We start from the raw sequence: 24,079 nt of genomic DNA, 5'->3' as shown, positions 1-24,079 counted from the left end.
GCTCACGGCGCGCCGGGGACCGCATAAGCGTCGGGATGGGCGGCCGGCGGCGGGGCCGACAGCGCCGCCGACGCGGCGAGGAAGAAGCGCTCGACCACCAGGTAGAACAGCCAGGCACCGAGGATGGCGACGACGAGGCAGAACCCCTGCCCGGCCAGCTTGGCGAGCACGCTGCTCGGCGCGACCAGCCGGACGTAGACGAACTCCGCCATCGAGGCGGCGAGGATGTGGGTCAGGTAGAGCGAGTAGCTGATCTTGCCGAGAAACAGCAGCGGCCGGGCGGTCAGATAGGCGAAAGCGATCAGCAACGCGCCCGCCCCGCCGATGGCGGCCGGCAGCCAGGCATGGCCGAGCGCGGCAGCGAGCGTCAGCGCGCCGAGGCCGGCGAGGAACGGCATCACTCCGATCGAACCGCGGACCCGCAGCAGGGTCAGCCCGCCCATCGCGAAGTAAACGGCGTAGCGGGGGAAATAGCCTTCGCCGCCGGGGATCAGCAGGCCCGCGGCGCACAGCGCCAGGGTGACGAGGATCGCCGCGCGGCTGCGCTCGATCAGCGGAAAGACGATCGCGAGCAGCAGATAATATTGGAACTCGACCGAGAGCGTCCAGAACACCCCGTTGAGCCAGCGGTCGCCGGTGAACGGGACGAGGTAAGTGAAGTTGGCGAGCAGTTGCCCGGCGGTGAAGGTCCACTCGCCCCCGGCGTGGACGAAGCGCTGGATGCCGAGGAACTGGAGCACGGTCAGCCCGAGCAACACCGCCGACGGCGGCCAGATGCGGACGAACCGCTTGAGCAGGAAGCGCCCGGCCTCGCTCCACCGATAGCCCGACCGCAGCAGCACGTGCGGGATGACGAAGCCCGAAATGACGAAGAACAATTCGACCCCGGTCCAGCCCCAGCTGGTCAAGGCGGTGGTGGCCGGCGACGCCAGCTTCGGCAGCGCCGAGCCGCCGAGGTGGAACAGCACGACGAACAGCGCGGCCACCCCGCGCAAGGCATCGATGGTCTGGAAACGATTGGCCTGCATCGCCCCGGTGTGGGCGAGGAATGCGACCTTGTCGATTGCCGACGACAGGTGATGGGGGCGAGCGCAGCAAGGTCCGCTTTCGACCCATTCCGGACATTATGGCCGTGAGCAACAACTCTCTTCGCCGCTCTCCCTAGCGTCCTGAATGGGTGGGCACGGCACGTTTGCAAAGGAGCAGAAAACGCAGCAGTCCCCGGCGAGCGGTTTGAGAAGGACACCGCAATGCTTGCAGTCGTAGAAATATTGGCACGCGTCGGTTGGCATTGTCTCGGTTGCAGTGCCCGCACACTTTGGACAGGTTAGAGTTGATTGAAGTTCGGCCATGTGTCGATTTAACCTATCTGTTCGCTGGAATGGCTGGCGTTCGAGGTGCGCTTCGAGCCATCAAGTCCCATAGAGCAAGCCCAATCATGAGCATGAGGCCCGGATAAAGCAGCCACTCTGTGGCCATGCCGTAAGTGGCCATGAGCAGCGATGCAGCAATCACGAGCGATGGTCCGACAACGCCGAGAACAATGCGCACCCGACTACGGCGGCGCATGCCGCTAAGAACGTTTGCGACCAACCCGACCAGGGCAAAAAGCGGCAGCATGTAATGGATTGAGATGCTCTCGAACTGACTTAGGAAGCCCAGTCCGAGCGCGGAAGCGAGAGTGGCAAGGGCAGGAAAGCATGCAGTGCAACTCATCGCCGCGATGATGGCTCCTACTGTGCTTGTGCTGCCCGCAACGCGGGTGCCTTGGGTGGTCATGGCCGTGGACGGTCCTAGTTCCTCGTGAAGTCGAAGAGCAGCTTACACGCAATGACCGAGTGTCTGCTATCCACCCATTGCGGACATTTACGCTCCAGGTCACAGTAGAGCGTGATCTTCGTGGCGTTCCTTATGCTTTTCGGAGTTTCGCCCTCCGAAAGGGCCATTCAGCAGCAAGCATTACGCTGCGGACTGAAATCGACGCAGTTGGTCTGGACGGTCGATCGTACCGGAGAAAAGCGCGCCCTCATCAGGCCGAATGGAGACCTCGACGACCTTCCATTCTCATCCCTGGCTTGCATGCTGGAATGGGGGAGGCGGACTGGCGCGCCAATCGGCTTCATCTCCGCACCGGCACCGAAGACCGCACGCTGATCACGAAGGGCAGCTTTCCACCCGATGCCGGCTCCTTTACCTGTACGCACATGAGCCAGGGAAACCCCATTCGATGAGCGTCGCATTTCGGCGGGAGAGCGATGACGAGCATCTCGAGCCGACGTTCGAGCTGCCCATTCCGCCTGGCCCCAACCTCGTCACGCCGCGCGGGCTGGCGCTGATCGAGGCCCGGGTCCGCGCGCTCGAGGCGGGGCTGGCGGAGACGCTGACGGAGGAAGAGCGCAAGCCCCTGCTGCGCGACGCGCGCTACTGGCGCGCCCGCCAGGCGAGCGCGCAGGTCGTTCCCGCGCCCTCGGGGGATGAGGTCGCCCTGGGCACCCGCGTCACCTATGTCCGCGAGGGCGAGACCAAGACGATCGAGATCGTCGGCCATGACGAGAGCGACCCGGCGAATGCGCGGATCGCGTTCACCGCGCCGCTGGTCCGCGCGATGATCGGCAGCGCGGTGGGTGACGAAGTTGACCTTCCCGACGGAAACACGCTGACGATTATCGCGATCGCTCCGTCCGATTCCTTCGCGGCTTGAGGCCCGAACGGAGCCCATTGCGGACGCTCGCCGCTGGTCTATGATTTTCCGGCGGAAGACTCTCACGGGGCAAGGATAAGAGCATGGGCGAACGCGACATGGTCCACCGCCTGCTCGACGCGGTGTCGCTGCGCGCGCATGCGACCGCGGTCGGGCTGGTGCAACTGACGGTGGAGCTGCGGCGCGCCGGCGTGCTCGACGATGCGGCGGTCGGGCGGATCAAGGAATCGATGATCGAGGAGATCTGCACGACCCGGCCGCGTACCTCGATCCGAAGCGTCTACGAGGCCGACATCCGTCAGCGCCTCGATCAGGTGTTTGCCGGTGAGCAGCACGTCGGCCCGACCAAGGCCGAGGCGGAAGGCTGAGAGGCCTCTCGCCGCCGCACGTCAGGCGCGGCTGTCCCCCACCGTGAGCACGATCTTGCCGACATGGTCGCCCGCTTCCATGCGGGCGTGGGCGGCGGCGGCGTCCTTGAGGGGGAAGCTGCGGTCCATCACCGGGCGGAGCTGGCCGCTGACCACGAACGGCCAGACTTCCCGATGGAGCTCGTCGGCGAGGCCGGTCTTGAAGGCGACCGTGCGCGGGCGGAGCGTCGAGCCGGTGAGCTGGAGCCGGCGCTGCATCACCTGGGCGATGTTGAGTTCGGCAGTGGCGCCGCGCTGGACCGCGATCGAGACGTGGCGCCCCTCGTCCGCCAATGCCTGGAGGTTGCGCGGGAGATAGTCGCCGCCGACCATGTCGAGCACCACCGACACTCCCTTGCCGCCGGTCAGCCGCCGCGCCTCCTCGACGAAGTCTGCATTCTTGTAATTGATCGCGGCGGCGGCGCCGAGCTCGAGCGAGCGGGCGCACTTCTCGTCGCTGCCGCAGGTGACGATCGCCTTGACCCCGAACAGCTTGCAAAGCGCGATGGCGGTGGTGCCGATGCCGCTGGTGCCGCCGTGGATGAGCGCCCACTCGCCCTCGACCGCGCCGCCGCGCTCGAAGAGGTTGTGCCAGGCGGTGAACAGGGTCTCGGGCAATGCGGCGGCTTCGGCCATGCTGAGGCCGTCGGGGACCGGCAGGCAGGTGCCTGCCGGGGCGATGGCATATTCAGCATAGCCGCCGCCCGCGACCAAGGCGCATACCGGCGAGCCGAGTAGCCGCTCCGCCCCCTGCCCCGTCGCGACCACCGTGCCGGCGACCTCGAGCCCGGGGAGGTCGCTGGCGCCCGGCGGCGGCGGATAGACGCCGCGCCGCTGGAGCACGTCGGGGCGATTGACCCCCGCGGCGGCGACCTTGATCAGCACCTCGTTCGGGCCCGGCTGCGGAACCGGCCGGGTGGCGGGGACCAGCGCCTCGGGTCCGCCGGGCTGCTGTATCTCGATCGCCACCATCGTGGCCGGAAGCTCGTCACTCATGCACGACTCATTGACAGGCCGGCGGGCCGGGTCAACGCTTGGCGGCATGGATGACGATTTCTTCTCGTCCAAGCCGGACGATCCGCTGGTCCTCCTATCGCGGCAGGACCTCGATCCCTTCAGCCAGCACGAGCTGGCCGAGCGGATCGAAGCGCTCCGCGCCGAAATCGCACGGGTCGAGACGCACATGAGCCGGGTCGACCAGCATCGCTCCGCAGCCGATGCGCTGTTCAAGCGATAGGGTCCGTCGCGGAGCCGCTTTCGAGGGCCTTGATGGGGGCCGCTCGCCTACCGACATAGAAGATAAGTCCGGGGGGCCTCCTGCCCTTTCGGCGAGGAGTAACTAATGCCCAGTTTCGCCCGGGAGCTTGAACAGACCCTGCACAACGCCTTGGGAGAGGCGAGCCGGCGGCGGCACGAATATGCGACGCTCGAGCATCTGCTGATGGCGCTGATCGACGATGCCCATGCCTCCAAGGTGATGACCGCCTGCGGGGTCAATCGCGACGAATTGAAGGCCACCGTGAAGCAGTATCTCGACGGTGAGCTCGGGGCGCTGGTCGCCGACAGCGGCACCGACCCGACCCCGACCAGCGGCTTCCAGCGGGTGGTCCAGCGGGCGATCCTCCACGTCCAGTCGTCGGGCCGCGACGAGGTCACCGGCGCCAACGTGCTGGTCGCTCTCTTCTCCGAGCGCGAGAGCTATGCGGTCTATTTCCTCCAGCAGCAGGACATGAGCCGGCTGGATGCGGTGACCTACATCAGCCACGGCGTCGGCAAGGGCGAGACCGCCGAGGGCGAGAAGAGCACGCCGCCGCAGGGCAGCGAGCAGCCGACCGAGACCAAGAGCGCGGGCGACAAGAAGGAAAGCGCGCTCAAGCAGTTCACCGTCGACCTCAACGAGAAGGCCAAGCTCGGCAAGGTCGATCCGCTGATCGGGCGCATGGCCGAGGTCGACCGGACCATCCAGATCCTCTGCCGGCGGTCGAAGAACAACCCGCTCTATGTGGGTGATCCAGGCGTCGGCAAGACCGCCATCGCCGAAGGCCTCGCGCGCAAGATCGTTGAGGGCGACGTTCCCGAGGTCCTCCGCGAGGCGGTGATCTATTCGCTCGACATGGGCGCGCTACTGGCGGGCACCCGCTATCGCGGCGACTTCGAGGAGCGGCTGAAGAGCGTCGTGTCCGAGCTCGAGAAGCTGCCCCACGCCGTGCTGTTCATCGACGAGATCCACACCGTAATCGGCGCCGGCGCGACCAGCGGCGGGGCGATGGACGCGTCGAACCTGCTCAAGCCGGCGCTGTCGTCGGGCGCGATCCGCTGCATCGGCTCGACCACCTACAAGGAGTTCCGCAACCACTTCGAAAAGGACCGGGCGCTGCTGCGGCGGTTCCAGAAGATCGACGTCAACGAGCCGACGATCGAGGATACGATCAAGATCATCGCGGGGCTGCGCTCCTCGTTCGAGGGGCACCACGGCGTCCGCTACACTCCCGACGCGATCAAGTCGGCGGTGGAGCTCAGCGCGCGCTACATCCACGACCGCAAGCTGCCCGATAAGGCGATCGACGTGATCGACGAGGTTGGGGCGATGCAGATGCTGGTCCCGGTGAACAAGCGCAAGAAGGTGATCACGCCCAAGGAGATCGAGCAGGTCGTCGCGACCATGGCCCGCATCCCGCCGAAGAGCGTGTCGACCGACGACAAGAAGACGCTCGAAAATCTCGAGAGCGACTTGAAGCGCGTCGTGTTCGGGCAGGATCTGGCGATCGAGAAGCTCGCCTCGGCGATCAAGCTCAGCCGCGCGGGCCTGCGCGATCCCGACAAGCCGATCGGCAACTACCTGTTCTCGGGACCGACCGGCGTCGGCAAGACCGAGGTCGCGCGCCAGCTCGCCTCGATCATGGGCATCCCGCTCCAGCGCTTCGACATGTCCGAATATATGGAGCGGCATTCAGTCAGCCGGCTGATCGGTGCCCCTCCGGGCTATGTCGGTTATGATCAGGGCGGCCTGTTGACCGACGCGGTCGACCAGCAGCCGCACAGCGTGCTGTTGCTCGACGAGATCGAGAAGGCGCACCCCGACCTGTTCAACATCCTGCTGCAGGTGATGGACAACGGGAAGCTGACCGATCACCACGGCAAGACGGTCGATTTCCGCAACACCATCCTCATCATGACCACCAATGCGGGTGCCAGCGACATGGCGCGCGAGAGCATCGGGTTCGGCGCCATGAGCCGCGAGGACGTGCAGGAAGACGCCATCCGCAAGATGTTCACGCCCGAGTTCCGCAACCGCCTCGATGCGGTGGTGCCGTTCGGCTATCTGCCCCCGGCAGTGGTCGCGCGGGTGGTCGACAAGTTCATCCTCCAGCTTGAGTTGCAGCTGGCGGACCGCAACGTCCACATCGACCTCGACGACGAGGCGCGCGAATGGCTGACCACGCGCGGCTACGACAAGCTCTATGGCGCGCGGCCGATGGGCCGCCTCGTCCAGGAGAAGATCAAGCAGCCGCTTGCCGAGGAATTGCTGTTCGGCAAGCTGGTCAACGGCGGCGAGGTCAAGGTCCGCATCAAGGACAACGCCCCGGCGTTCGAGATCACTCCGGCGGCGCCCAAGGCCAAGGCGCCCAAGGGCGCCAAGGGCAAGGGCCGGGCCCGCGGCCAGGCGGTGCCCGATCCGCAGCCCGACCTGCCCGACCAGTCGGACGAGCCGGAAACCCCGGGCACGCCCGACACGCCGGTCGAGTAAGCCCGAAGCGGCACGAACGGACGGCCTCGCACCCAAAAGGTGCGGGGCCGTTGTTCGTTGGGGTCGAGCCTTATTGGTCGGCGGCGAGTGCGGCGCGGACCGCTTCCTGCGACCGGGCGTGCAGGTCCCAGAAATTGGCGACCCCGCCGCCCGCGAGCCGCTTGGCGAGCATCGCGAGGTGCGAGGTCCAGCCGCTGCCGAAATTCTGCGGCCCCGTCGGGCTGGTGATGCCGCGATGGGTGAGGACCAGCCGGGTCTGCTGTCCGCGCGGCTCGAGCTCGTAGGTGACCTGCCCCTGCTCGCCCCCGCCGAAGGTGGTTTCGAGCAGGTGCGGCGGCTCGAAGCGAAGCACGGTCTCGCGCATCGTCTTGCCCTTCGAGGCGGCGTAACTGTCGGGATAGGGCGCCGGGCCGTCCGACAGATTGTCATGGTCGATCACCAGCTCGAACTCGCCCGACGGCGGGGCGTCGGTCCCGCCCATGAACCAGGTCCGGCGAAGCTCTGCCTTGGTCAGATAGGCCCAGACCTTGTCGACCGGCGCGTCGAGCAACCGCTCGAGGCGGATGGCGTCGGGCGCGATCCGCGCGATGCCGGGGGCGGTTAGCGTGTCACTCATGGTCGGTCTCCTGTTGATCGTCGGTGGCAAAGGCGGATTCGAGCGCGTCGAGGCGACCGCTCCAGAAATGCTCCCACTGGCGTAGCCAGCGCTCGGCCTCGGCCAGCGGCGTGGGTTCGAGGGTGATGAGGTGGGCGCGGCCGGCGCGGCGGCGGGCGACTAGGCCGGCGTCCTCGAGCACCTTCACATGCTTGGAGGCGCCCGCGAAGCTCATCGCCAGCGGCGCGGCGAGCTGACCGATCGAACGCTCGCCGAGGGCGAGCTGGGCGAGCATGCCACGCCGGGTCGGATCGGCCAGCGCGGCAAAGGTCATGTCGAGTCGTTGTTCAACCATAAGGTTGAGCAATAGACTCCGCCCAGCCTTTGTCAACCTTGTGGTTGAATGACGTCAGGCGGCGTTGGCGGCTTTCGTGATCGCCTCGATCGGTCGCTCGTTCGCCGAGCGCCACAACAGCCCCATCAACAGGTCGAGCCGCGGCGGCTCGACCCGCTCGAGCCCGCTGCCGGGGTAGAAGGTCAGCTCGCCGAAGCGCGGCTGGCCGCCGATCTCGTAAAAGTCGGCGCGGACGAAGCTGAACCCTTCGCCGAGCAATTCGGCGGCGCGGAGCATCGCCGGCAGGCTGTGCGGCCGCGGCGGATCGGCGTCGGCGGTCGCGAGCGACACCCGCCGCCAGTCGGTGTCGAAGACGATCCAGCGATGGTCGGCGCCGCGCCCGAGGTGGACCTGGACGAACCGCGCCTCGCCGCCGAACACGAACACCTTAAAGTCGATCGGGAGCGCCTCGCCCTCGCCGATGAAAGGCTCGACCAGCAGCCCGCGCTCGATCTCGCCGTAGAGCCACTCGTCGAGCCAGGCGCCGTAATCGCGCGCCATCCACTCGCGCGACTGGCGAACGGCCTCGGCATGGTCGGCGGGGGTGCGGACCACCAGCGTCTGCTGGCAGCCGTGGCGCGCCTTGACGACGTAGGGAAACTCCCACGCCGGTTCGGCCGGGAGAGCGCGCCCGCGCCACAAGGTAGGCGTGATCCACTCGCGGCCAAGCAGATCGGCGACAACGTCCTTGACCAGCACCTTGTCGGCGAGCGCGGGGAAGCGCGGATCGCGGTCGTTCAATTTGCGATGCTGGACCCACTCGGTGAACAGCAAGGGGGTGTCGAGCCGGGCGAACCGCCGATGCCGCCACCAGTAAGTGAGATGGACCCTGAGCGGGCTGGAGCCGGCGGCGGTCGGCGGATCGGGAAAGCGTACCATCGCCAAGGAGACGCCGCGCCAGGGCGATCGTTCCTGCCCCGCACCGAAAGTGGCCATGAACTTTCGCGCGCCCCTAGCCAAGTCGCGGCCCGCTGTGCTTCTCTTGCTGCCTCTACTCGGGGGAGGTCCCATGCATCACTGGAAGCATCTCGTCGCCGCGCTGCTGGTCTCGGCCGCGCCGCTCGCGCCCGCCTACGCGCAGAGCAGTGACGACCCGCCGAGCACGGTGCTGACCGGGGCCGACCTGTTCAATTTCGCGGTCGCCGCCGATCCGCAGATCAGCCCCGACGGCCGCCAGATCGCCTACACCAGGCTGACCGCCGATCCGCTCAAGGACCGGATGACCTCGACCATCTGGCTGATCGATGTCGCCACCGGTCAGCAGCGCCCGCTGATCGCCGGGACCGGCGGGCCGAGCAGCCCGCGCTGGTCGCCCGACGGCAAGCGGCTCGCCTACGTCTCGGGCGCCGACGGCGGGTCGCCGCAGTTGTTCGTCCGCTGGATGGACCGCGGCGACAGCGTACGGGTGACTGGCTTGCCCGACAGCCCGTCGGACATGGCCTGGTCGCCCGACGGCCGGCGGATCGCTTATGTGATGCGCGTGCCCGGCGACGAGCCGAAACTCGGCACCGCCCCGGCCAAGCCCGAGGGCGCGACCTGGGCGCCGCCGCTGCAGGTGATCGACAAGGTCACCTACCGGGCCGACGGCGCGGGCTATCTGCAGGCAGGGTTCGACCACATCTTCCTGGTCGATGCCGACGGCGGGGCGCCGCGGCGGCTGACCAGCGGCAGCTTCAACCATGAGGGGCCGCTGAGCTGGACCCCCGAAGGCCGCACTCTCCTGTTCAGCGCCAACCTCAAGCCCGACTGGGAATTGAACGCGCTCGACAGCGAGATCTACGCCCTCCCCGTCGATGGCGGCCAACCGGTCGCCCTGACCCACCGCAACGGCCCCGACCAGGGCCCGCGGGTCTCGCCCGACGGGCGGCTGATCGCCTTCACCGGCTACGACGACCACGGCAAGGGGTTCGAGCAGGCGCACCTCTACGTCATGAACCGCGACGGCAGCGGGGTGCGCGAGCTGGCACCCTCGCTCGACCGCAACATCGACAGCCTCGACTGGGCCGGCGGCAGGCTGGTCGCGGGCTATGAGGAAGCTGGCGGATACAAGGTGTCGCGGATCGGGCTCGACGGGCGGGTCAGCCCGCTTGCCAGCGGCGCGGTCGGCGCGGGTCTCGACCGCCCCTATGCCGGCGGCAGCTGGTCGGTCGCGCGCGACGGCACGGTCGCGTTCACCAGCGGCAACGCGCTAAGCCCCGCCGACGTCTCGGTCGCGCGCGGCGGCAATGCGCGGCGGCTGACCCGGCTCAACGAGCTTTGGCTCGGCGGCAAGCGGCTGGGCGAAGTCCGCGCCTTCACCGCCCGCGCCCCCGACGGCGGCAGCGTGCCGAGCTGGCTGGTCCTGCCCCCGACCTATCAGCCGGGGACCAAGGTGCCGCTGATCCTCGAGATCCACGGCGGGCCATACAGCAGCTACGGCCCCAATTTCTCGACCGACGACCAGCTCTACGCGGCGGCCGGCTATGCCGTGCTCTACACCAACCCGCGCGGCTCGACCGGTTACGGCCAGGCCTTCGCCGACGGGATCGAGAAGACCTATCCGGCGAGCGACTTCGACGACCTGATGGCGGCGGTCGACGGCGCCATCGCGCAAGGCGTCGCCGATCCCGACAATCTGTTCGTCACCGGCGGCTCAGGCGGGGGCATCCTCACCGCCTGGATCGTTGGCAAGACCAATCGCTTCCGCGCGGCGGCGGCGCAGAAGCCGGTCATCAACTGGACCAGCATGGCGCTGACCGCCGACGGGGTGCCCTTCTTCGCCAAATATTGGATGGGCAAGCTGCCGTGGCAGGACCCGCAGGGCTATTGGGCGCGCTCGCCGCTGGGCCTTGTCGGCAACGTCAAGACGCCGACGCTGGTGGTGGTCGGGAGCGAGGATTATCGCACCCCGGTCAGCGAGGCCGAGCAATATTATGCGGCGCTGAAACTCGCGGGCGTGCCGACCACGCTGGTCAAGGTGCCGGGCGCGAGCCACGGCGGCTTGGCGTCGCGGCCGAGCCAGTCGGCGGCCAAGGCGAGCGCGATCCTCGCCTGGTTCGACCGCTACCGGAAGGGCTGAGGCTCAGCCTTTCGTGTCGCGGATGACGATGGTGCCGCTGGTGCCGCCGTCGCCGGGCGCGAGGCCGATGACGAACTGCTCGCCGTCCTTGCCGGTGCCGGCGACGCCGCTGCCCTCGGCCTTGGCGGTGACGCCCTTGGCGGCGAACTGGTCGAGGAAATATTTCTGGACCTCGGCCGGGCCGACCGGGGCGGTGAACTTCATGTTGACCACCGCGTCCTTGTCGCCGCCGGCATCGACGTTGAAGCCGGTGATCTTGCCGCCGGGGATCATCCTCACCCCATCGATGTCGAAGTTGGCGTTGCTCATCATGCCCGTCGGCAGCTTCACCTGACCCTTGGCGAAGGGCAGGTCGAACGACACCGAGCCATTGCCGTCACCCGAGATGGCGACATTCTCGTCGCCACCGTTGGGGTTCTTCGGGGCAACGTGGCAGCCGGCCAGCGCCACGAGCGCAATGCCGGGGACGAGAAGCGAGCGATGCATGGCAAATCCTCCACTGTATTGCATACACAATACAGTGGCGCCCGCCTTCGTCAAGTGAACCCTAGATGGTGACCTGGCTGCCGAGCTCGACCACCCGGTTGGGAGGCAGCTTGAAGAAGTCCATCGCGGTCGCCGAGTTACGCACCATCCAGCCGAACAGCCGCTCGCGCCACATGGCCATGCCGGGCTTGCTCGACGGGATCACCGTCTGGCGCGAGAGGAAGTAGCTGGTGGTCATCGGCTGGCAGGTGCCGACCTCGGCCTTGGCGAGTGCCAGCGCGGCGGGGACGTCGATGTCCTCCGAGAAACCGAAGCGCAGGGTCACGCGCTTGAGGCCGCACCCCAGTTCCTGCACGCCGACGCGCTTGTCCTCGGGAACGAAGGGCACGTCCTTGATTCGGATGGTGGTCAGCAGCACCGTCTCGTGGAGCACCTGGTTGTGCTTGAGATTGTGGAGCAGCGCGGGCGGGATACCCGTCGGCGACGAGGTCAGATAGATGGCGGTACCGCGGATGCGGTGGACGCCCTTGCTCACCGACTTGACGAACAATTCGACCGGCATCGCCGCGCTGGCGAGCTGCTCGTGGACCAGCTGGCGCCCCTTCGACCAAGTGGTCAGCACCGCGAAGGCGGCGAGCGCGATCAGCACCGGGAACCAGCCGCCGTCAAAGAATTTGGTGAGGTTGGAGGCGAAATAAGTGAGGTCGACCGTCGCCAACAGCACGATCAGCGGGACCGACACCCACTTTGGCCAGTTCCAGTAGCGGAACAGCAACACCGCCAGCATCACCGTGGTGATGAACATCGTGCCCGTCACCGCGATGCCATAGGCCGAGGCGAGGTTGGAGCTGTTGCGGAACAACAGCACCAGCACCAGCACCATCACACACAATGACCAGTTGACGAGCGGAATGTAGATCTGCCCCTCGGCGCGGGCACTGGTGTGGCGGATCAGGATGCGCGGGAAGAGGCCGAGCTGGACCGCCTGCCGCACCACGCTGAACGCGCCGGTGATCACCGCCTGGCTGGCGATCACGGTGGCGACCACCGCAAGGATGATCAGGCCGAGGCGCCACTGCTCGCTGGCCAGCATGTAGAAGGGGTTTTCGATCGCCTTGGGCGTGCGCAGCAACAGCGCCCCCTGCCCCAGATAATTGACCATCAGCGCCGGGAAGGCGACCGCCAGCCAGGCGAGGCGGATGGGCTTGGCCCCGAAATGCCCCATGTCGGCATAGAGCGCCTCGGCCCCGGTCACCGCCAGCACGATCGACCCCAGCGCGAGGAAGGCGAAACCGGGATCGTGCGCGATGAAACGGATGCCGTAGACCGGCGACAGGCTCTTCAAGATCACCGGGCTGGCAGCGATCGATTCGACGCCGAGCACCGTCAGCACGAGGAAGTAGAACAGCATGATCGGGCCGAACAGATTGCCGACCCGGTGCGTGCCGTATTTCTGGCCCGCGAACAGGCCGATGATGATGACCACCGCGAGCGGGACCGCGAAGCTTTCGAAACGTGCGTCGATGGTGTTGACGCCCTCGACCGCCGAAAGGATTGAGACCGCCGGGGTGATCATCGCGTCGCCGAAGAACAGAGCGGTGGCGAACACGCCGAGCATGGTCAGCCCGCCGGTCCACTTGCCCGCGCTGCCGGTCCGCGAGAGCAAAGCCAGCAGCGACAGACTGCCGCCCTCGCCCTTGTTGTCGGCGCGCATCATGATCGCGACGTATTTCAAGGTGACGACGATCATCATCGTCCAAAAGATGATGCTGATGACCCCCATCACCCGGCTTTCCATCACCGGCATCGGGTGGTGGCCGATGAAACTTTCCTTGAGCGCGTAGAGCGGCGAGGTGCCGATGTCGCCGAAGACGATGCCGATTGCGCCGAGCGTCAGCCAGCCGGTCGAGCCGTGATGATGGTCGCCCTCGAATGAAGGCTCGCCCACCTCATCGGCGGCGGCGGTAATGGTCATCACGGGGGCGTTGCCTTTCGTGCCAGCTTGCTGACGGTCGTCGTCGCATCCGGGCGGCGGCCTCGCGGCGGGGGCACATAGTCACGGCGTGAATGTGTTGCAAGTGCGAAGAAACACAGCCCCTTTTCAGGACGGCCACAGCGGCGCATGAGGCGCTTCCTTGTGAACTTCTCACGCGCGTTTTTCGACGATGGAGTCCTGCCTGTGATCCGACCCGCCTTCCTGCTGCTTGCCGCCACCGCCCTGATCGCCCCGGCGCATGCCCAGACCGCGCTGTTCAGCCCGCAGCGGCTGGCGAGCCACGTCAACGTGCTCGGCTCCGACGCCTATGAGGGCCGCGGGGTCGCGACCCGCGCCGAGACCAAGACGGTGGCCTACATCGTCCAGCAGTTTCAGGAAGCGGGGCTCCAGCCCGGCGGCGCGGTGGTCAACGGCCAGCGGACCTGGACCCAACCGGTGCCGCTGCTCAAGTCGGACCTGGTCGGTGACCCGGTGGTGACGGTGCAGACCGCTAATGGCGGACTGCGCCTCGTCCAGGGTACCGACATCGCGCTGCGCTCGCCGATGAACGGGGCGAACCAGATCCGCCTCGCCAACGCCCCGCTGGTGTTCGTCGGCTACGGCGTCGCGGCGCCCGAGCGCGGCTGGGACGATTTCAAGAATGTCGACGTCCGCGGCAAGATCCTCGTGGTGCTGGTCAACGACCCTGATTTCGAGGCCGCGGCGGGCGAGCCGGTGGCGGGCAAGTTCGGCGGCAAGGCGATGACCTATTACGGCCGCTGGACCTATAAATATGAGGAAGCGGCGCGTCGCGGCGCGGCCGGCATGATGGTCATCCACGAGACCGCGCCCGCCTCCTACGGCTGGAACACGGTCAAGAACTCCAACACCAACACGATGTTCGACATCGTTCGCCAGAACCCGGCGGCGTCGCACACCGGGTTCGAGAGCTGGATCACGCTCGACACCGCGCAGAAGCTGTTCCGCGCCGCCGGCCTCGATTACGCGCAGATGAAGGTCGCGGCGCGCCGGCCCGACTTCCGGCCGGTCGATCTCAAGGCCAGCCTGAGCGCGACCGCCAATGCCACGACGCAAGTGATCAATTCGGCAAATGTCGTCGGACTGCTGCCCGGCAAGACCCGGCCGGACGAGACCGTGATCTACTCGGCCCACTGGGACCATCTTGGCATCGGCAAGCCCGACGCGCGCGGCGACACCATTTACAATGGCGCGGTCGACAATGCGACCGGCGTCAGTCAGCTGATCGAGCAAGCGCGCGCCTTCGCCCGCGGCCCGCGGCCCGACCGCTCGATCGTGTTCCTGGCGGTCACCGCGGAGGAGAAGGGGCTGCTGGGCTCCGAATATTATGCCCGCAATCCGCTCTACCCGCTCGGCAAGACGGTCGGGATGCTCAACACCGACTCGATGGGCGTCCACGGCCGCGCCCGCGACTTCTCGATCAGCGGCACCGCCCGCCTCGAGCTGCTCGACACGCTGGTCGACGAGGCGCGCAAGCAGAACCGCGTCTTCACCCCCGATTCGCACCCGGAGAGCGGCGGCTTCTACCGCTCGGACCACTTCTCGATGGCCAAGGTCGGGGTGCCGGCGGTCAGCTATGAAAGCGGCGGCGACCTGGTCAACGGCGGGGTCGCCCGGGCCGAGGCGATCGGCAAGGAATATGTCACCAACCGCTACCACCAGCCGGCCGACGAGGTGCAGCCCGACTGGGACTATAGCGGGATGGTCGAAGATGCCGCGCTGCTCCACGCGGTGGGCTTGCGGCTCGCCAACAGCAACGCCTGGCCGAACTGGAGCGCCGACAGCGAGTTCCGCGCCACCCGCGACCAGACCGCCGCCGACCGCGGCCTCAGCGCCGTCGCCCCCGCGCCGCAGCCGGTCGCTCCGCCCGCCCCGCCCGCTCCGGCGGCCCGGCCCGGCGAGCGCGGCTAGGCTCATGCGGAGACCTCCGGTCGCTTGAGCGGCCGGAGGTTTGGGGCTATTGTTCTCGCTTCGTTCTCATCGGGGAGACCTGCACGTGGCCGAGCTCATCTTCTACACCAACCCGCAGTCGCGCGGGCAGATCGTCCGCTGGATGCTGGAGGAAGTCGGCGCGCCCTACACGGCCGAATATCTCGGTTACGGCACCAGCATGAAGGAAGAGCCGTACCTGTCGGTCAATCCGATGGGCAAGGTGCCGGCGATCAAGCATGGCGACAAAGTGGTGACCGAAGTGTCGGCGATCTGCGCCTATCTCGCCGACGCCTTCCCCGACGCGGGCCTCGCCCCCGCGCTCGACGACCGCGCCGATTATTATCGCTTCCTGTTCTTCGCCGCCGGGCCGCTCGAAGCGGCCTTCTCGAACAAGGCGGCGGGGTTCGTGCCGACCCCCGAGCGCGAGCGGATGTTCGGCTATGGCAATTGGGACCAGGCGATCGGCGGGATCGAGCGGATGCTGACCGGCCGCGACTATATCACCGGCAAGTTCAGCGCCGCCGACCTCTACGTGACCTCCGAACTGGGCTTCATGATGATGTTCGGAATGCTCGAGCCGCGGCCGGTGTTCGCCGATTACGTCGCCCGCTGCACCGACCGCGACGCCTATCGCCGCGCGAAGCAGCGCGACGAGCAGGCGGCCGAAGAGTTGAAGGCCAGCGCCTGATATTCGCATCGTCGTCGCTTCATCATCGGAGGACTTGCATGACCGACATCCGCCAAGAGGCCATCGCCCTCTATGACCGCTTCACCCATGAGGGCATGGAGCGGCGCGACTTCATGGCGCGGATGGTGGCGCTGGCGGGCAGCGTGGCGGCAGCCGAGGCGTTGATCGCCGGGATCGCCGCCAGTCCGGCGGCCGCCGCGATGGTCCCGGCCGACGACAAGCGCCTGACCACCGCGACCCGGATGATCGACGGCTACAAGGTCTATTCGGCCGAGCCGCGCAGCCGCTCGCTCAAGGCGACCGTGATTGTGATCCACGAGAACCGAGGCCTCAACGACCATATCCGCGACATCGCCCGGCGGCTGGCGCTGGCCGGCTACCGCGCGGTCGCCCCCGATCTCCTCTCCCCGGTCGGCGGCACGCCCGCCAACGAGGATTCGGCGCGCGATCTGATCGGCAAGCTCGACCTCATGCAGGCGACCGCCGCCGGGGTGGCGATGATCAAGACGCTCAAACCGACCAGCCGCGACGGCAAGGTCGGGGTGGTCGGCTTTTGCTGGGGCGGCGCTTATGTGAACCGGCTGGCGGTCGCCGCCGGTGCCGAGCTTAATGCCGGCGTGGCTTATTACGGCCCGGCGCCGAACCCGAGCGAGGCGGCCAAGGTGCAGGCTCCGCTGCTGCTTCATTACGCCGGGCTCGACGACCGGGTGAACGCCACCGGCAAGCCGTGGGTCGCGGCGCTCCAGGCGGCGCACAAATCGGTCGAGACCTACACCTATCCAGGCGTCAACCACGCCTTCAACAACGACACGTCGGCGGACCGCTACAACAAGCCCGCCGCCGACCTCGCGTGGAGCCGGACGCTCGCCTTCTTCAAGCAGCATCTGGGCTGATCGGGCGGGTCGTGCGTTGACGGCGTTCGCGCGCGCCGGCGACGATCCGCGCACCATCCAGGCTTGAAGGGAGCTTGCCTTATGACCCGTTTGACCCTCACCGCGCTGATCGCCGTCGGGATCGCCACCGCCGCCGACGCCTCGACCCCGCAGGCGTGGGCGCAGATGAACCGCCAGGTCGACCGGACCTGCCTCGCCGCGGCCAAGCTGACCCGCGCCAAGATCATCGCCGACAAAGCGAGTTTCGACGACCGGGTGCCGATCGAACTGAGGATCGTCGAGGGCTATAACAAGCAGTCGGTGGTCGACGTGAAGCTGTGCGCCTACGACCGGCGGACCAAGCGGGCGGCGATCACCGACGGCGTCGGCCGGCTGGGCGTCAACCGCCGCTAGGCGTGGTTCCCCATGCGCCCGCCGCGTCCCGCCATGAGGCGCGGCGACGGCGGGCGCGCCGTTGTCTCCGGTTCATGCATCCTCAGGCGGCGGTGAACCGTTGTGCTGGCGATGAAGTCCCCCGGCACCTGCCCGGCGGGCATTGAGAGACCAGTCATGAAAATGCTTGCCACCTTCGCCGCCGCCGGCGCGCTGCTGAGCATCGCCGCGCCGGCCGCCGCGCAATATTATCCCGCGCCGCCGCCGCAGCCCTATCCGCAGCCCGGCTATGGTAATCCCGCCTATCCGCAGCCCGGCTATGGTAACCCGGCCTACCCTCAGCCCGGCTATCCCGCGCCCGGCTATGGCACGGGCAATCCGGTCACCGATGGCGTGATCGGCCAGCTGACGGGCAACCGCTATGCGGTGAACGACCGCCAGGCGATCGCTCAGTGCGCCAACGCCGCCGCCGCGCAGTTCGGCAACGGCTATCGCAACAACGCCTACGCTTATAACCAATATGGCCAGCGCTGGGCCTACAACCCGTCCTACCAGGCCAATGCGCGGGTCACCGCGATCACCAGCGTCGACCGCCGCAACTGGGGCGTCAAGGTCAACGGGCTGATGAGCAGCGGGCTGCCCTACGGCGGCTATAACCAGAACAATCCGATCGCGGACCTGAGCTTCCGCTGCGACGTCAATTACAACGGCGCGGTGACCAACTTACGGGTCAACCGGATCCAGCCGCGCCGCACGCTCGGCTACTAAAGGATAGACGCCAGTGGAGGGGCGTGTCGGCAGCTCGCAGGCGCACCCCTTTGCGCATCAGGTGAACCGCTTGTCATTTGCTTGGGGCCAAGGCGACGCCGACAAGCGCCGCCGACCTTCAAAAGGAACCCCTCATGCCGCTCGCCCTGCTCGCTTTTGCCGCCGCCCTCCAAGCCGGGCCCGCGCCGGCGCCGGTGATGCACCCGCCGCACGTGATTGCCGGCGGCGGCGCGACGGGCGGCGACATGGCCGCGCTGATCACGAGCTATCGCGAATGCCTGCGGGCGAAGGCGGCGGCGGTGCCGGTGAGCGTGACCCCCGAGGCGGCCGCCGCCACCGCCATGGCCGGCTGCCAGCGCGAGCATGACGCGGTATCGGCCAGCATGACCGAGATGATCGCGACGCTTCCCGCCGAGCAGCAGACCATGATCCGCGCCAAGATCGCCGAGCGCGAGGCGGCCATCCCCGGCCAGATCGCCGACGGCATCCGCGCCGCCCGGGCCGGGACGCCAGCCCCCGCCAAATAAGCCGGGGTGCGGGCGCGGCGGTGCTCAGGCCCCGCCGATCACCGCGCAGGCGATGCGGTCGCCGCTGTTGCCGCTCGGATCGGTCTTCATGTCGTCGGGCTTGGCGTGGACGACCAGCGCCGCGCCATCCTTGTCGAGCAGCGGGGTCATCCCCGTCCGCAGCGCCGCCGACAGCGTCACCGTGGTCCCGCCCGAACCGGCCGAGCCGACTTCGAGGTTGGGCAGGTCGCCGGCATGCCAACCCTTGGGGTTGAGCGTGCCGTGCTGCTTGTTCTCCGGGTTCCAGTGGGCGCCGGCGCTCTCGAACTTGGGCCCTTCGCACTTGCCGACCGAATGGACGTGCATGCCATATTTGCCGGGCTTCATCCCGGTCGCCGAGACGGTCAGCACCACCCCGCCATTCTCCTCGCGCACCGAAACGCTGCCGACCGTCTTGCCGTCGGCGGTGCGCAGCGGCGAGGACTGATCGGCGCCCGCGCCGGTGGTGCTGGTGCCGAAATTGTCCATCCCGCCGTTGACCGGCACGCCTTGCGAATCATTCTCCATATTGAGCACGTCGTTGGCATCCTGATGGGTCTGCGCCTTGCACGCGCCGAGCAGCGCCGCGCCGCACATCAGGGAAGTCATCACCAAGGTCCGCATCGTCGTCCTCCTGTCCACCCCTGGCTAAGCGCGCGGGCGCGCGGTTGGTTCAGCGCGGCGTCAAGGCGGCGGGCCTAGCGAGCCGTGCGGCGAGCTTCTATATTCGGGCCATGCGGCGCGCGGCGGACTGGAACGACTGGCGGCACTTCCTCGCGGTGGCGCGGGCGGGGAGCACGCTGGTCGCCGCGCGCGAATTGCGGGTCAGCCAGACGACGGTCGCCCGGCGGATTGCCGCGCTCGAGGAAGCGCTCGGCCTGCCCTTGTTCGAGCGGCGCCCCGCCGGCTACGCGCTGACCGCGCAGGGCGCTACTCTCGTCGGCCAGGCCGAGGCGCTCGAACGTGCCGCGCTGGCCACCGAGCAACTCGCGCTGGCGAGCGGGCGCGAGGCCGCCGGCAATGTCCGCTTCACCAGCGAGGACATCTTCGTCACCGCGTTGCTCGCGCCGCACATCGCCGATTTCCAGGAGCGATTTCCCGCCATCCGGCTCGAGTTCGACAGCTCGCCGGGGATCCGCGACCTGGGGCGTGGCGAGGCCGACGTGGCGCTGCGCAGCACCAAACAGGGCCAGCCCGCGGGCACGGTCGGGCGCGCGCTCTGCGACGACGACTGGACGCTCTACTGCAGCCGCGCCTACGCCGCGCGGCACGGCGTCCCCCGCTCGATCGCCGAGCTGCGCGATCATGCGCTGATCGGCGGCGGCGGCGGTCACCTGGCGCAGGAATATGGCGAGTGGATCGACTCCGCGGGCCTCAACGACCGGGTGACGATGCAGCAGGGTTCGGCGACCGGCCTGCTGTCGGCGGTGCGGACCGGGCTCGGCATCGGAGTGCTTCCCGCGGTGATCGCCGACGCCGATCCCGACTTGCTGCAATGCGCGCCGCTCACCGAGCACGGCCGCCAGCTGTGGCTGGTGACCCACGAACGGGTCCGCCACAGCCCGCCGGTGCGCGCGGTGATCGATTTCTTCTACGAGCGGCTGAGCGCACACATCCGCGCCCTCGAACCCGTCCGCGCGGAGCGCCGCGCGGCGTAGGTCACGCCGAGCTACGCCTCAGCGCGGCGTGCGGCCTGCTGATACGCCGCTGCCCGCCGACACCACTCCGAGAATTGCTCATCGCTGGCGAAAGCGCGGCGGGGAAGGATGATCGCGTTATTGGGCGTCGTGAAGAGAAACAATCGGCCGCCCTTCTCGCGCACCTTCATTATCGCCGACCAGTGATTTTGAGAATCCTGCGATGGGTGGCGGACGTTGACGCTCAACGGTGAGAAGCTGATCTCCATGGGGCTGCCCCATCCCGCCGCACGTCGCCTGCGGACCATTTGAGTTGGGGAGATGATTAGGAAGGCGGCGAGCACGATCCCGATCGCCAACAGCGATCCGACCAGGATAGGCCATAGGTCCCGCGGCAGATCGTTCCAGCTCAGATAGAAGACGACCGCCGGCGGTGCGAGCATGCTCAAAACCATGATCCAGCGACAGCGCCGGCACGCGAGCGTGATTGCCCGTAGGTCCGCTGCGGAATAGACCACTTGTACTTCTTCGGAGCGTTCGCCCTCGCTCACTCGACCGTGACGCTCTTCGCCAGATTGCGGGGCTGGTCGACGTCGGTGCCCTTAAGCACCGCGACATGATAGGCGAGCAGCTGCACCGGCACCGCGTAGACGAGCGGGGCGATCAGCGGGTGGACCGCCGGCATTTCGATCGTCGCCATGCAGCCTTCGCCCGCTTCGGCAATTCCGGCCGCGTCGCTGATCAGCACGATCTTGCCGCCGCGCGCGCGGACTTCCTGCATGTTGCTGACGGTCTTCTCGAACAGCGGGCCTGAAGGCGCCAGGACGATCACCGGGACATTGTCGTCGATCAGCGCGATGGGCCCGTGCTTCATCTCGCCCGCGGCATAGCCCTCGGCGTGGATGTAACTGATTTCCTTCAGCTTGAGCGCGCCTTCGAGCGCCATCGGGTAATCGGGGCCGCGGCCGAGGTAGAGGACGTCGCGGGCGGGGACGATCAGCGGGGCGATGGCGAGGATCGCCTCGTCGAGGGCGAGCGCGCGGGTCAGCGCTTCGGGCGCTTCCTGGAGATGCGCGACGATCTCCTTTTCTTCCTCGGCGCTCAGCTGCCCCTTGGCGCGGGCGAGATTGGTGGCGAGCGCGGCGAGCACCGCGAGCTGGCAGGTGAAGGCCTTGGTCGAGGCGACCCCGATCTCGGGGCCGGCGCGGGTCGGCAGCAGCAGGTCGGCCTCGCGCGCCATCGAGCTGGTCGGCACGTTCACCACCACCGCGATCTTCTGCTGCTTTTCGCGCGCGTGACGGAGCGCGGCGAGGGTGTCGGCGGTCTCGCCGCTCTGGCTGATGAACAGCGCCAGTCCGCCGGGCTTGAGGACCGGGTCGCGGTAGCGAAATTCGCTTGCGACATCGATCTCGACCGGGACGCGGGCGAAGCGCTCGATCCAATATTTGCCGACCATGCCGGCGTAGAAACTGGTGCCGCAGGCGACCACGGTGACCTGCTCGACCGCGGCGAGGTCGAAGTCGAAATTGGGAATGGCGACCTCGCCCTCGAAGGCGCGGACGTAGCTTTGCAGCGTCTGTGCGACGACGATTGGCTGCTCGTCGATCTCCTTGCGCATGAAGTGGGCGTGGTTGCCCTTGGTGATCGTCTCGGCCGAGGCACCGCTGTCGACGATCTCGCGCTCGACCGGCTGATTGTCGCGGTCGAAGATCTGCACGCTGTCGCGCCGCGCGACGACCCAATCGCCCTCGTCGAGGTAGGCGATGCGGCGGGTCCACGGCGCCAGCGCGATGGCGTCCGAGCCGAGGTAATTTTCCCCCTCGCCATAGCCGACGGTCAGCGGCGCGCCCATCCGCGCGCCGATCACCAGGTCGGAATCGTCGAGGAAGAGGAAGGCGATGGCGAAGGCGCCGTGGAGGCGCGGCAGAACGGTGGCGACCGCCGCCTCGGGGCTCGCCCCGCGCTCGACCTCGCGCGCGACGAGGTGGGCGACGACCTCGCTGTCGGTCTCGGACTGGAAGGTGCGCCCTTCGGCGAGCAGTTCCTCGCGAAGCGGCTTGAAGTTCTCGATGATGCCGTTGTGGACCAGCGCGACGCGGCCGACGATGTGCGGGTGGGCGTTGCTCTCGGTCGGCGCGCCGTGGGTCGCCCAGCGGGTATGGGCGATGCCGACGTCCCCCGCCGGCGTATTCTCGGCGAGCTTGGCGGCGAGATGCTCGAGCTTGCCCTCGGCGCGACGGCGCTCGAAATGGCCGTCGACCTCGGTGCAGATGCCGGCGCTGTCGTAGCCGCGATATTCGAGCCGCTTCAGCCCCTCGAACAGGCGCTGGGCGACCGGCGCCCGACCGACGATGGCAACAATCCCGCACATAGCTTGCTACTCACTTCCCGATAAAGCGCCTGCCGGGCTCGCTAGCGAAGCTCAGGTGAACGCGCACTTGTTTTCGCATGAAGCGATGGTCACCCGGTCAGGCGTGCTTCTTGGCGGTCTGCCGTTCGCGGAAGCGCGCGGCCCAGCCGGCGAGACCCTTCTGCTCGGCGCGGGTGACGCCGAGCGAATTGGCCTCGACGTCGCGGGTGACGACCGAGCCGGCACCGACGATCGCGCCCTCGCCGATGCTGACCGGAGCGACCAGCGAGCTGTTGGAGCCGATAAAGGCGCCGGCGCCGATCTGGGTGCGATATTTGAAGAAGCCGTCGTAATTGCAGGTGATGGTGCCGGCGCCGATGTTGGCCTTGGCGCCGACGTCGGCGTCGCCGATGTAGCTCAGGTGATTGGCCTTGGCGCCCTCGCCCAGCCGCGCTTTCTTGACCTCGACGAAGTTGCCGACCTTGGCCTTGGCGCCGAGCACCGCGCCGGGGCGGAGCCGCGCGTAAGGGCCAACCTCGCAGCCTTCGCCGACGGTGGCGCCCTCGAGGTGCGAAAAGGCGTGGATGGTGGCGCGGTCGGCGACGCTGACGCCGGGGCCGAAGACGACGTTGGGGGCGATCGTGACGTCCTGGCCGAGCGCGGTATCGAAGCTGAACCAGACGCTGGCGGGATCGGTCAGGGTCGCGCCTTCGGCGAGCGCGCGCTGGCGGCGGCGCTGCTGCCAGTCGAGCTCGAGAGTGGCGAGTTCCGCACGGCTGTTGACCCCGGCGGTCTGCCACGCAGCGCATTCGAGCGCGACCGAATGGCGCCCTTCGGCGGCAGCGACCATGACGATGTCGGGGAGATAGTATTCGCCTGCCGCATTGGCGTTGCCGACCTGGCCCAGCCAGCGGAACAGGTCGCCCTTGCGGACCGCCATCATCCCCGAGTTGCACAGGCGCACCGCGCGCTCGGCGGGGTTGGCGTCCTTATATTCGACCATCCGCGCGATCTCGTCGCCCTCGCCGAGGATCACCCGCCCGTAGGCGCCGGGATCGTCGGGGGACGAGGCGAGCACGACCACCCCCGGCGCGTCGGCGGCCTCGAGCCGCTCGCGCATCGCGCTCAGCGTCTCGGCGGCGACGAACGGGGTATCACCGTAGAGAATGATGACGGTGCCGTCGAAACCGTCGAGCGCCGCCTCGGCCTGCTGGACGGCGTGGCCGGTGCCATTCTGCTCGGCCTGCACCGCGATCCGCACGTCATGTCCGGCGAGCGCCGCCTCGACCTGCTCGCGGCCCTTGCCGACGACCACCACGCGGCGTTCGGCGCCAAGGGAATCGACGGTATCGAGGAGATGCGCAAGCATCGGCCGCCCGGCGATCGGATGGAGCACCTTGTGGGTGGCCGAGCGCATGCGTGTGCCCTGGCCGGCGGCGAGAATGACGACGGAAAACGGGTTCATGGGCGCTCGCATGGCACGCGCAGGCG

At 67.9% G+C, this 24,079-nt stretch carries 25 protein-coding genes; 12 read left to right on the top strand and 13 right to left on the bottom strand.

Annotated features, from left to right (window positions below; all coding sequences use genetic code 11):
* Nucleotides 1-2: 2 nt before the first annotated feature.
* The 3 genes from GCU42_RS01245 to GCU42_RS01235 form a co-directional block, all read right to left on the bottom strand.
* Nucleotides 3-1,028: an acyltransferase family protein gene (locus GCU42_RS01245; protein ID WP_114228207.1), complete on the bottom strand. Its 1,026-nt coding sequence runs from the start codon at nt 1,026-1,028 to the stop codon at nt 3-5.
* Nucleotides 1,029-1,124: 96 nt separating this feature from the next.
* Nucleotides 1,125-1,292: a GDCCVxC domain-containing (seleno)protein gene (locus GCU42_RS15475; RefSeq protein ID WP_281346853.1), complete on the bottom strand. Its 168-nt coding sequence runs from the start codon at nt 1,290-1,292 to the stop codon at nt 1,125-1,127.
* Nucleotides 1,293-1,365: 73 nt separating this feature from the next.
* Complete coding sequence (locus GCU42_RS01235) at nt 1,366-1,779, bottom strand: MerC family mercury resistance protein (protein WP_114228209.1); 414 nt, start codon at nt 1,777-1,779, stop codon at nt 1,366-1,368.
* 448 nt (nt 1,780-2,227) lie between these two features.
* Between GCU42_RS01235 and GCU42_RS01230 the strand changes: the two genes are divergently transcribed.
* Both GCU42_RS01230 and GCU42_RS01225 read left to right on the top strand, forming a co-directional pair.
* On the top strand, nt 2,228-2,701 hold the full coding sequence (locus GCU42_RS01230) for a GreA/GreB family elongation factor (RefSeq protein ID WP_114228210.1): 474 nt from the start codon (nt 2,228-2,230) through the stop codon (nt 2,699-2,701).
* 83 nt (nt 2,702-2,784) lie between these two features.
* Entirely contained in the window at nt 2,785-3,069 is a 285-nt protein-coding gene (locus GCU42_RS01225) for a hypothetical protein (RefSeq protein ID WP_114228211.1), read from the top strand.
* A gap of 21 nt (nt 3,070-3,090) precedes the next feature.
* Here the strand turns inward: GCU42_RS01225 and GCU42_RS01220 are convergent, their stop codons facing one another.
* Entirely contained in the window at nt 3,091-4,104 is a 1,014-nt protein-coding gene (locus GCU42_RS01220) for an NAD(P)H-quinone oxidoreductase (RefSeq protein WP_114228212.1), read from the bottom strand.
* Between the two features lie 46 nt (nt 4,105-4,150).
* Between GCU42_RS01220 and GCU42_RS01215 the strand changes: the two genes are divergently transcribed.
* Complete coding sequence (locus GCU42_RS01215; RefSeq protein ID WP_114228213.1) at nt 4,151-4,345, top strand: DUF1192 domain-containing protein; 195 nt, start codon at nt 4,151-4,153, stop codon at nt 4,343-4,345.
* Nucleotides 4,346-4,450: 105 nt separating this feature from the next.
* Complete coding sequence (gene clpA, locus GCU42_RS01210; protein WP_114228214.1) at nt 4,451-6,856, top strand: ATP-dependent Clp protease ATP-binding subunit ClpA; 2,406 nt, start codon at nt 4,451-4,453, stop codon at nt 6,854-6,856.
* A gap of 70 nt (nt 6,857-6,926) precedes the next feature.
* Here the strand turns inward: clpA and GCU42_RS01205 are convergent, their stop codons facing one another.
* Genes GCU42_RS01205 through GCU42_RS01195 form a run of 3 tightly spaced genes read right to left on the bottom strand, consistent with a single transcriptional unit; the run spans nt 6,927 to nt 8,781 of the window.
* Entirely contained in the window at nt 6,927-7,472 is a 546-nt protein-coding gene (locus tag GCU42_RS01205) for an SRPBCC family protein (protein WP_114228215.1), read from the bottom strand.
* Complete coding sequence (locus GCU42_RS01200) at nt 7,465-7,806, bottom strand: ArsR/SmtB family transcription factor (RefSeq protein ID WP_114228216.1); 342 nt, start codon at nt 7,804-7,806, stop codon at nt 7,465-7,467. Before GCU42_RS01200 ends, GCU42_RS01205 begins: the two co-directional genes overlap by 8 nt.
* A gap of 54 nt (nt 7,807-7,860) precedes the next feature.
* On the bottom strand, nt 7,861-8,781 hold the full coding sequence (locus GCU42_RS01195) for an ATP-grasp fold amidoligase family protein (protein ID WP_240309502.1): 921 nt from the start codon (nt 8,779-8,781) through the stop codon (nt 7,861-7,863).
* A gap of 73 nt (nt 8,782-8,854) precedes the next feature.
* Here GCU42_RS01195 and GCU42_RS01190 point away from each other — a divergent pair, with 73 nt between their 5' ends.
* Nucleotides 8,855-10,903, top strand: a complete 2,049-nt coding sequence (locus GCU42_RS01190) for a S9 family peptidase (RefSeq protein ID WP_114228217.1) — start codon at nt 8,855-8,857, stop codon at nt 10,901-10,903.
* A 3-nt stretch (nt 10,904-10,906) separates the two neighbouring features.
* Here the strand turns inward: GCU42_RS01190 and GCU42_RS01185 are convergent, their stop codons facing one another.
* Both GCU42_RS01185 and GCU42_RS01180 read right to left on the bottom strand, forming a co-directional pair.
* Nucleotides 10,907-11,389 (bottom strand): hypothetical protein, encoded by a 483-nt coding sequence (locus tag GCU42_RS01185; protein WP_114228218.1) that lies wholly within the window; start codon nt 11,387-11,389, stop codon nt 10,907-10,909.
* A gap of 61 nt (nt 11,390-11,450) precedes the next feature.
* Nucleotides 11,451-13,364, bottom strand: a complete 1,914-nt coding sequence (locus GCU42_RS01180; RefSeq protein ID WP_114228219.1) for a potassium transporter Kup — start codon at nt 13,362-13,364, stop codon at nt 11,451-11,453.
* Nucleotides 13,365-13,568: 204 nt separating this feature from the next.
* Here GCU42_RS01180 and GCU42_RS01175 point away from each other — a divergent pair, with 204 nt between their 5' ends.
* From GCU42_RS01175 to GCU42_RS01150, 6 genes are all read left to right on the top strand, one after another.
* On the top strand, nt 13,569-15,314 hold the full coding sequence (locus GCU42_RS01175; protein WP_240309503.1) for a M28 family metallopeptidase: 1,746 nt from the start codon (nt 13,569-13,571) through the stop codon (nt 15,312-15,314).
* Between the two features lie 85 nt (nt 15,315-15,399).
* On the top strand, nt 15,400-16,023 hold the full coding sequence (locus tag GCU42_RS01170; RefSeq protein WP_114228221.1) for a glutathione S-transferase family protein: 624 nt from the start codon (nt 15,400-15,402) through the stop codon (nt 16,021-16,023).
* Nucleotides 16,024-16,061: 38 nt separating this feature from the next.
* Nucleotides 16,062-16,916, top strand: a complete 855-nt coding sequence (locus tag GCU42_RS01165) for a dienelactone hydrolase family protein (protein WP_114228222.1) — start codon at nt 16,062-16,064, stop codon at nt 16,914-16,916.
* Between the two features lie 81 nt (nt 16,917-16,997).
* Nucleotides 16,998-17,309: a hypothetical protein gene (locus tag GCU42_RS01160; RefSeq protein ID WP_114228223.1), complete on the top strand. Its 312-nt coding sequence runs from the start codon at nt 16,998-17,000 to the stop codon at nt 17,307-17,309.
* 156 nt (nt 17,310-17,465) lie between these two features.
* Nucleotides 17,466-18,056, top strand: coding sequence for a hypothetical protein (locus GCU42_RS01155; protein WP_114228224.1), 591 nt, complete (start codon nt 17,466-17,468; stop codon nt 18,054-18,056).
* 134 nt (nt 18,057-18,190) lie between these two features.
* On the top strand, nt 18,191-18,583 hold the full coding sequence (locus GCU42_RS01150) for a hypothetical protein (protein WP_152569410.1): 393 nt from the start codon (nt 18,191-18,193) through the stop codon (nt 18,581-18,583).
* A gap of 24 nt (nt 18,584-18,607) precedes the next feature.
* Here the strand turns inward: GCU42_RS01150 and GCU42_RS01145 are convergent, their stop codons facing one another.
* Nucleotides 18,608-19,225 carry a superoxide dismutase family protein gene (locus GCU42_RS01145; RefSeq protein WP_114228226.1) on the bottom strand — a complete coding sequence of 206 codons (618 nt, stop codon included), beginning with the start codon at nt 19,223-19,225 and terminating at the stop codon, nt 18,608-18,610.
* Nucleotides 19,226-19,335: 110 nt separating this feature from the next.
* Here GCU42_RS01145 and GCU42_RS01140 point away from each other — a divergent pair, with 110 nt between their 5' ends.
* Nucleotides 19,336-20,259 (top strand): LysR family transcriptional regulator, encoded by a 924-nt coding sequence (locus tag GCU42_RS01140; RefSeq protein WP_114228401.1) that lies wholly within the window; start codon nt 19,336-19,338, stop codon nt 20,257-20,259.
* Nucleotides 20,260-20,270: 11 nt separating this feature from the next.
* On the opposite strand, the gene GCU42_RS01135 is transcribed toward GCU42_RS01140, so the two are convergent.
* The 3 genes from GCU42_RS01135 to glmU form a co-directional block, all read right to left on the bottom strand.
* Nucleotides 20,271-20,789 carry a YcxB family protein gene (locus tag GCU42_RS01135; protein ID WP_152569409.1) on the bottom strand — a complete coding sequence of 173 codons (519 nt, stop codon included), beginning with the start codon at nt 20,787-20,789 and terminating at the stop codon, nt 20,271-20,273.
* Nucleotides 20,786-22,609 carry a glutamine--fructose-6-phosphate transaminase (isomerizing) gene (glmS, locus tag GCU42_RS01130; protein ID WP_114228228.1) on the bottom strand — a complete coding sequence of 608 codons (1,824 nt, stop codon included), beginning with the start codon at nt 22,607-22,609 and terminating at the stop codon, nt 20,786-20,788. Before glmS ends, GCU42_RS01135 begins: the two co-directional genes overlap by 4 nt.
* Before the next feature lie 97 nt (nt 22,610-22,706).
* Nucleotides 22,707-24,053: a bifunctional UDP-N-acetylglucosamine diphosphorylase/glucosamine-1-phosphate N-acetyltransferase GlmU gene (gene glmU / locus GCU42_RS01125; protein ID WP_114228229.1), complete on the bottom strand. Its 1,347-nt coding sequence runs from the start codon at nt 24,051-24,053 to the stop codon at nt 22,707-22,709.
* Nucleotides 24,054-24,079: the final 26 nt, after the last annotated feature.

Source organism: Sphingomonas ginsengisoli An et al. 2013 (assembly GCF_009363895.1).
Taxonomy (GTDB): domain Bacteria; phylum Pseudomonadota; class Alphaproteobacteria; order Sphingomonadales; family Sphingomonadaceae; genus Sphingomicrobium; species Sphingomicrobium ginsengisoli.
This window is presented reverse-complemented; position numbering and strand designations above follow the sequence as displayed.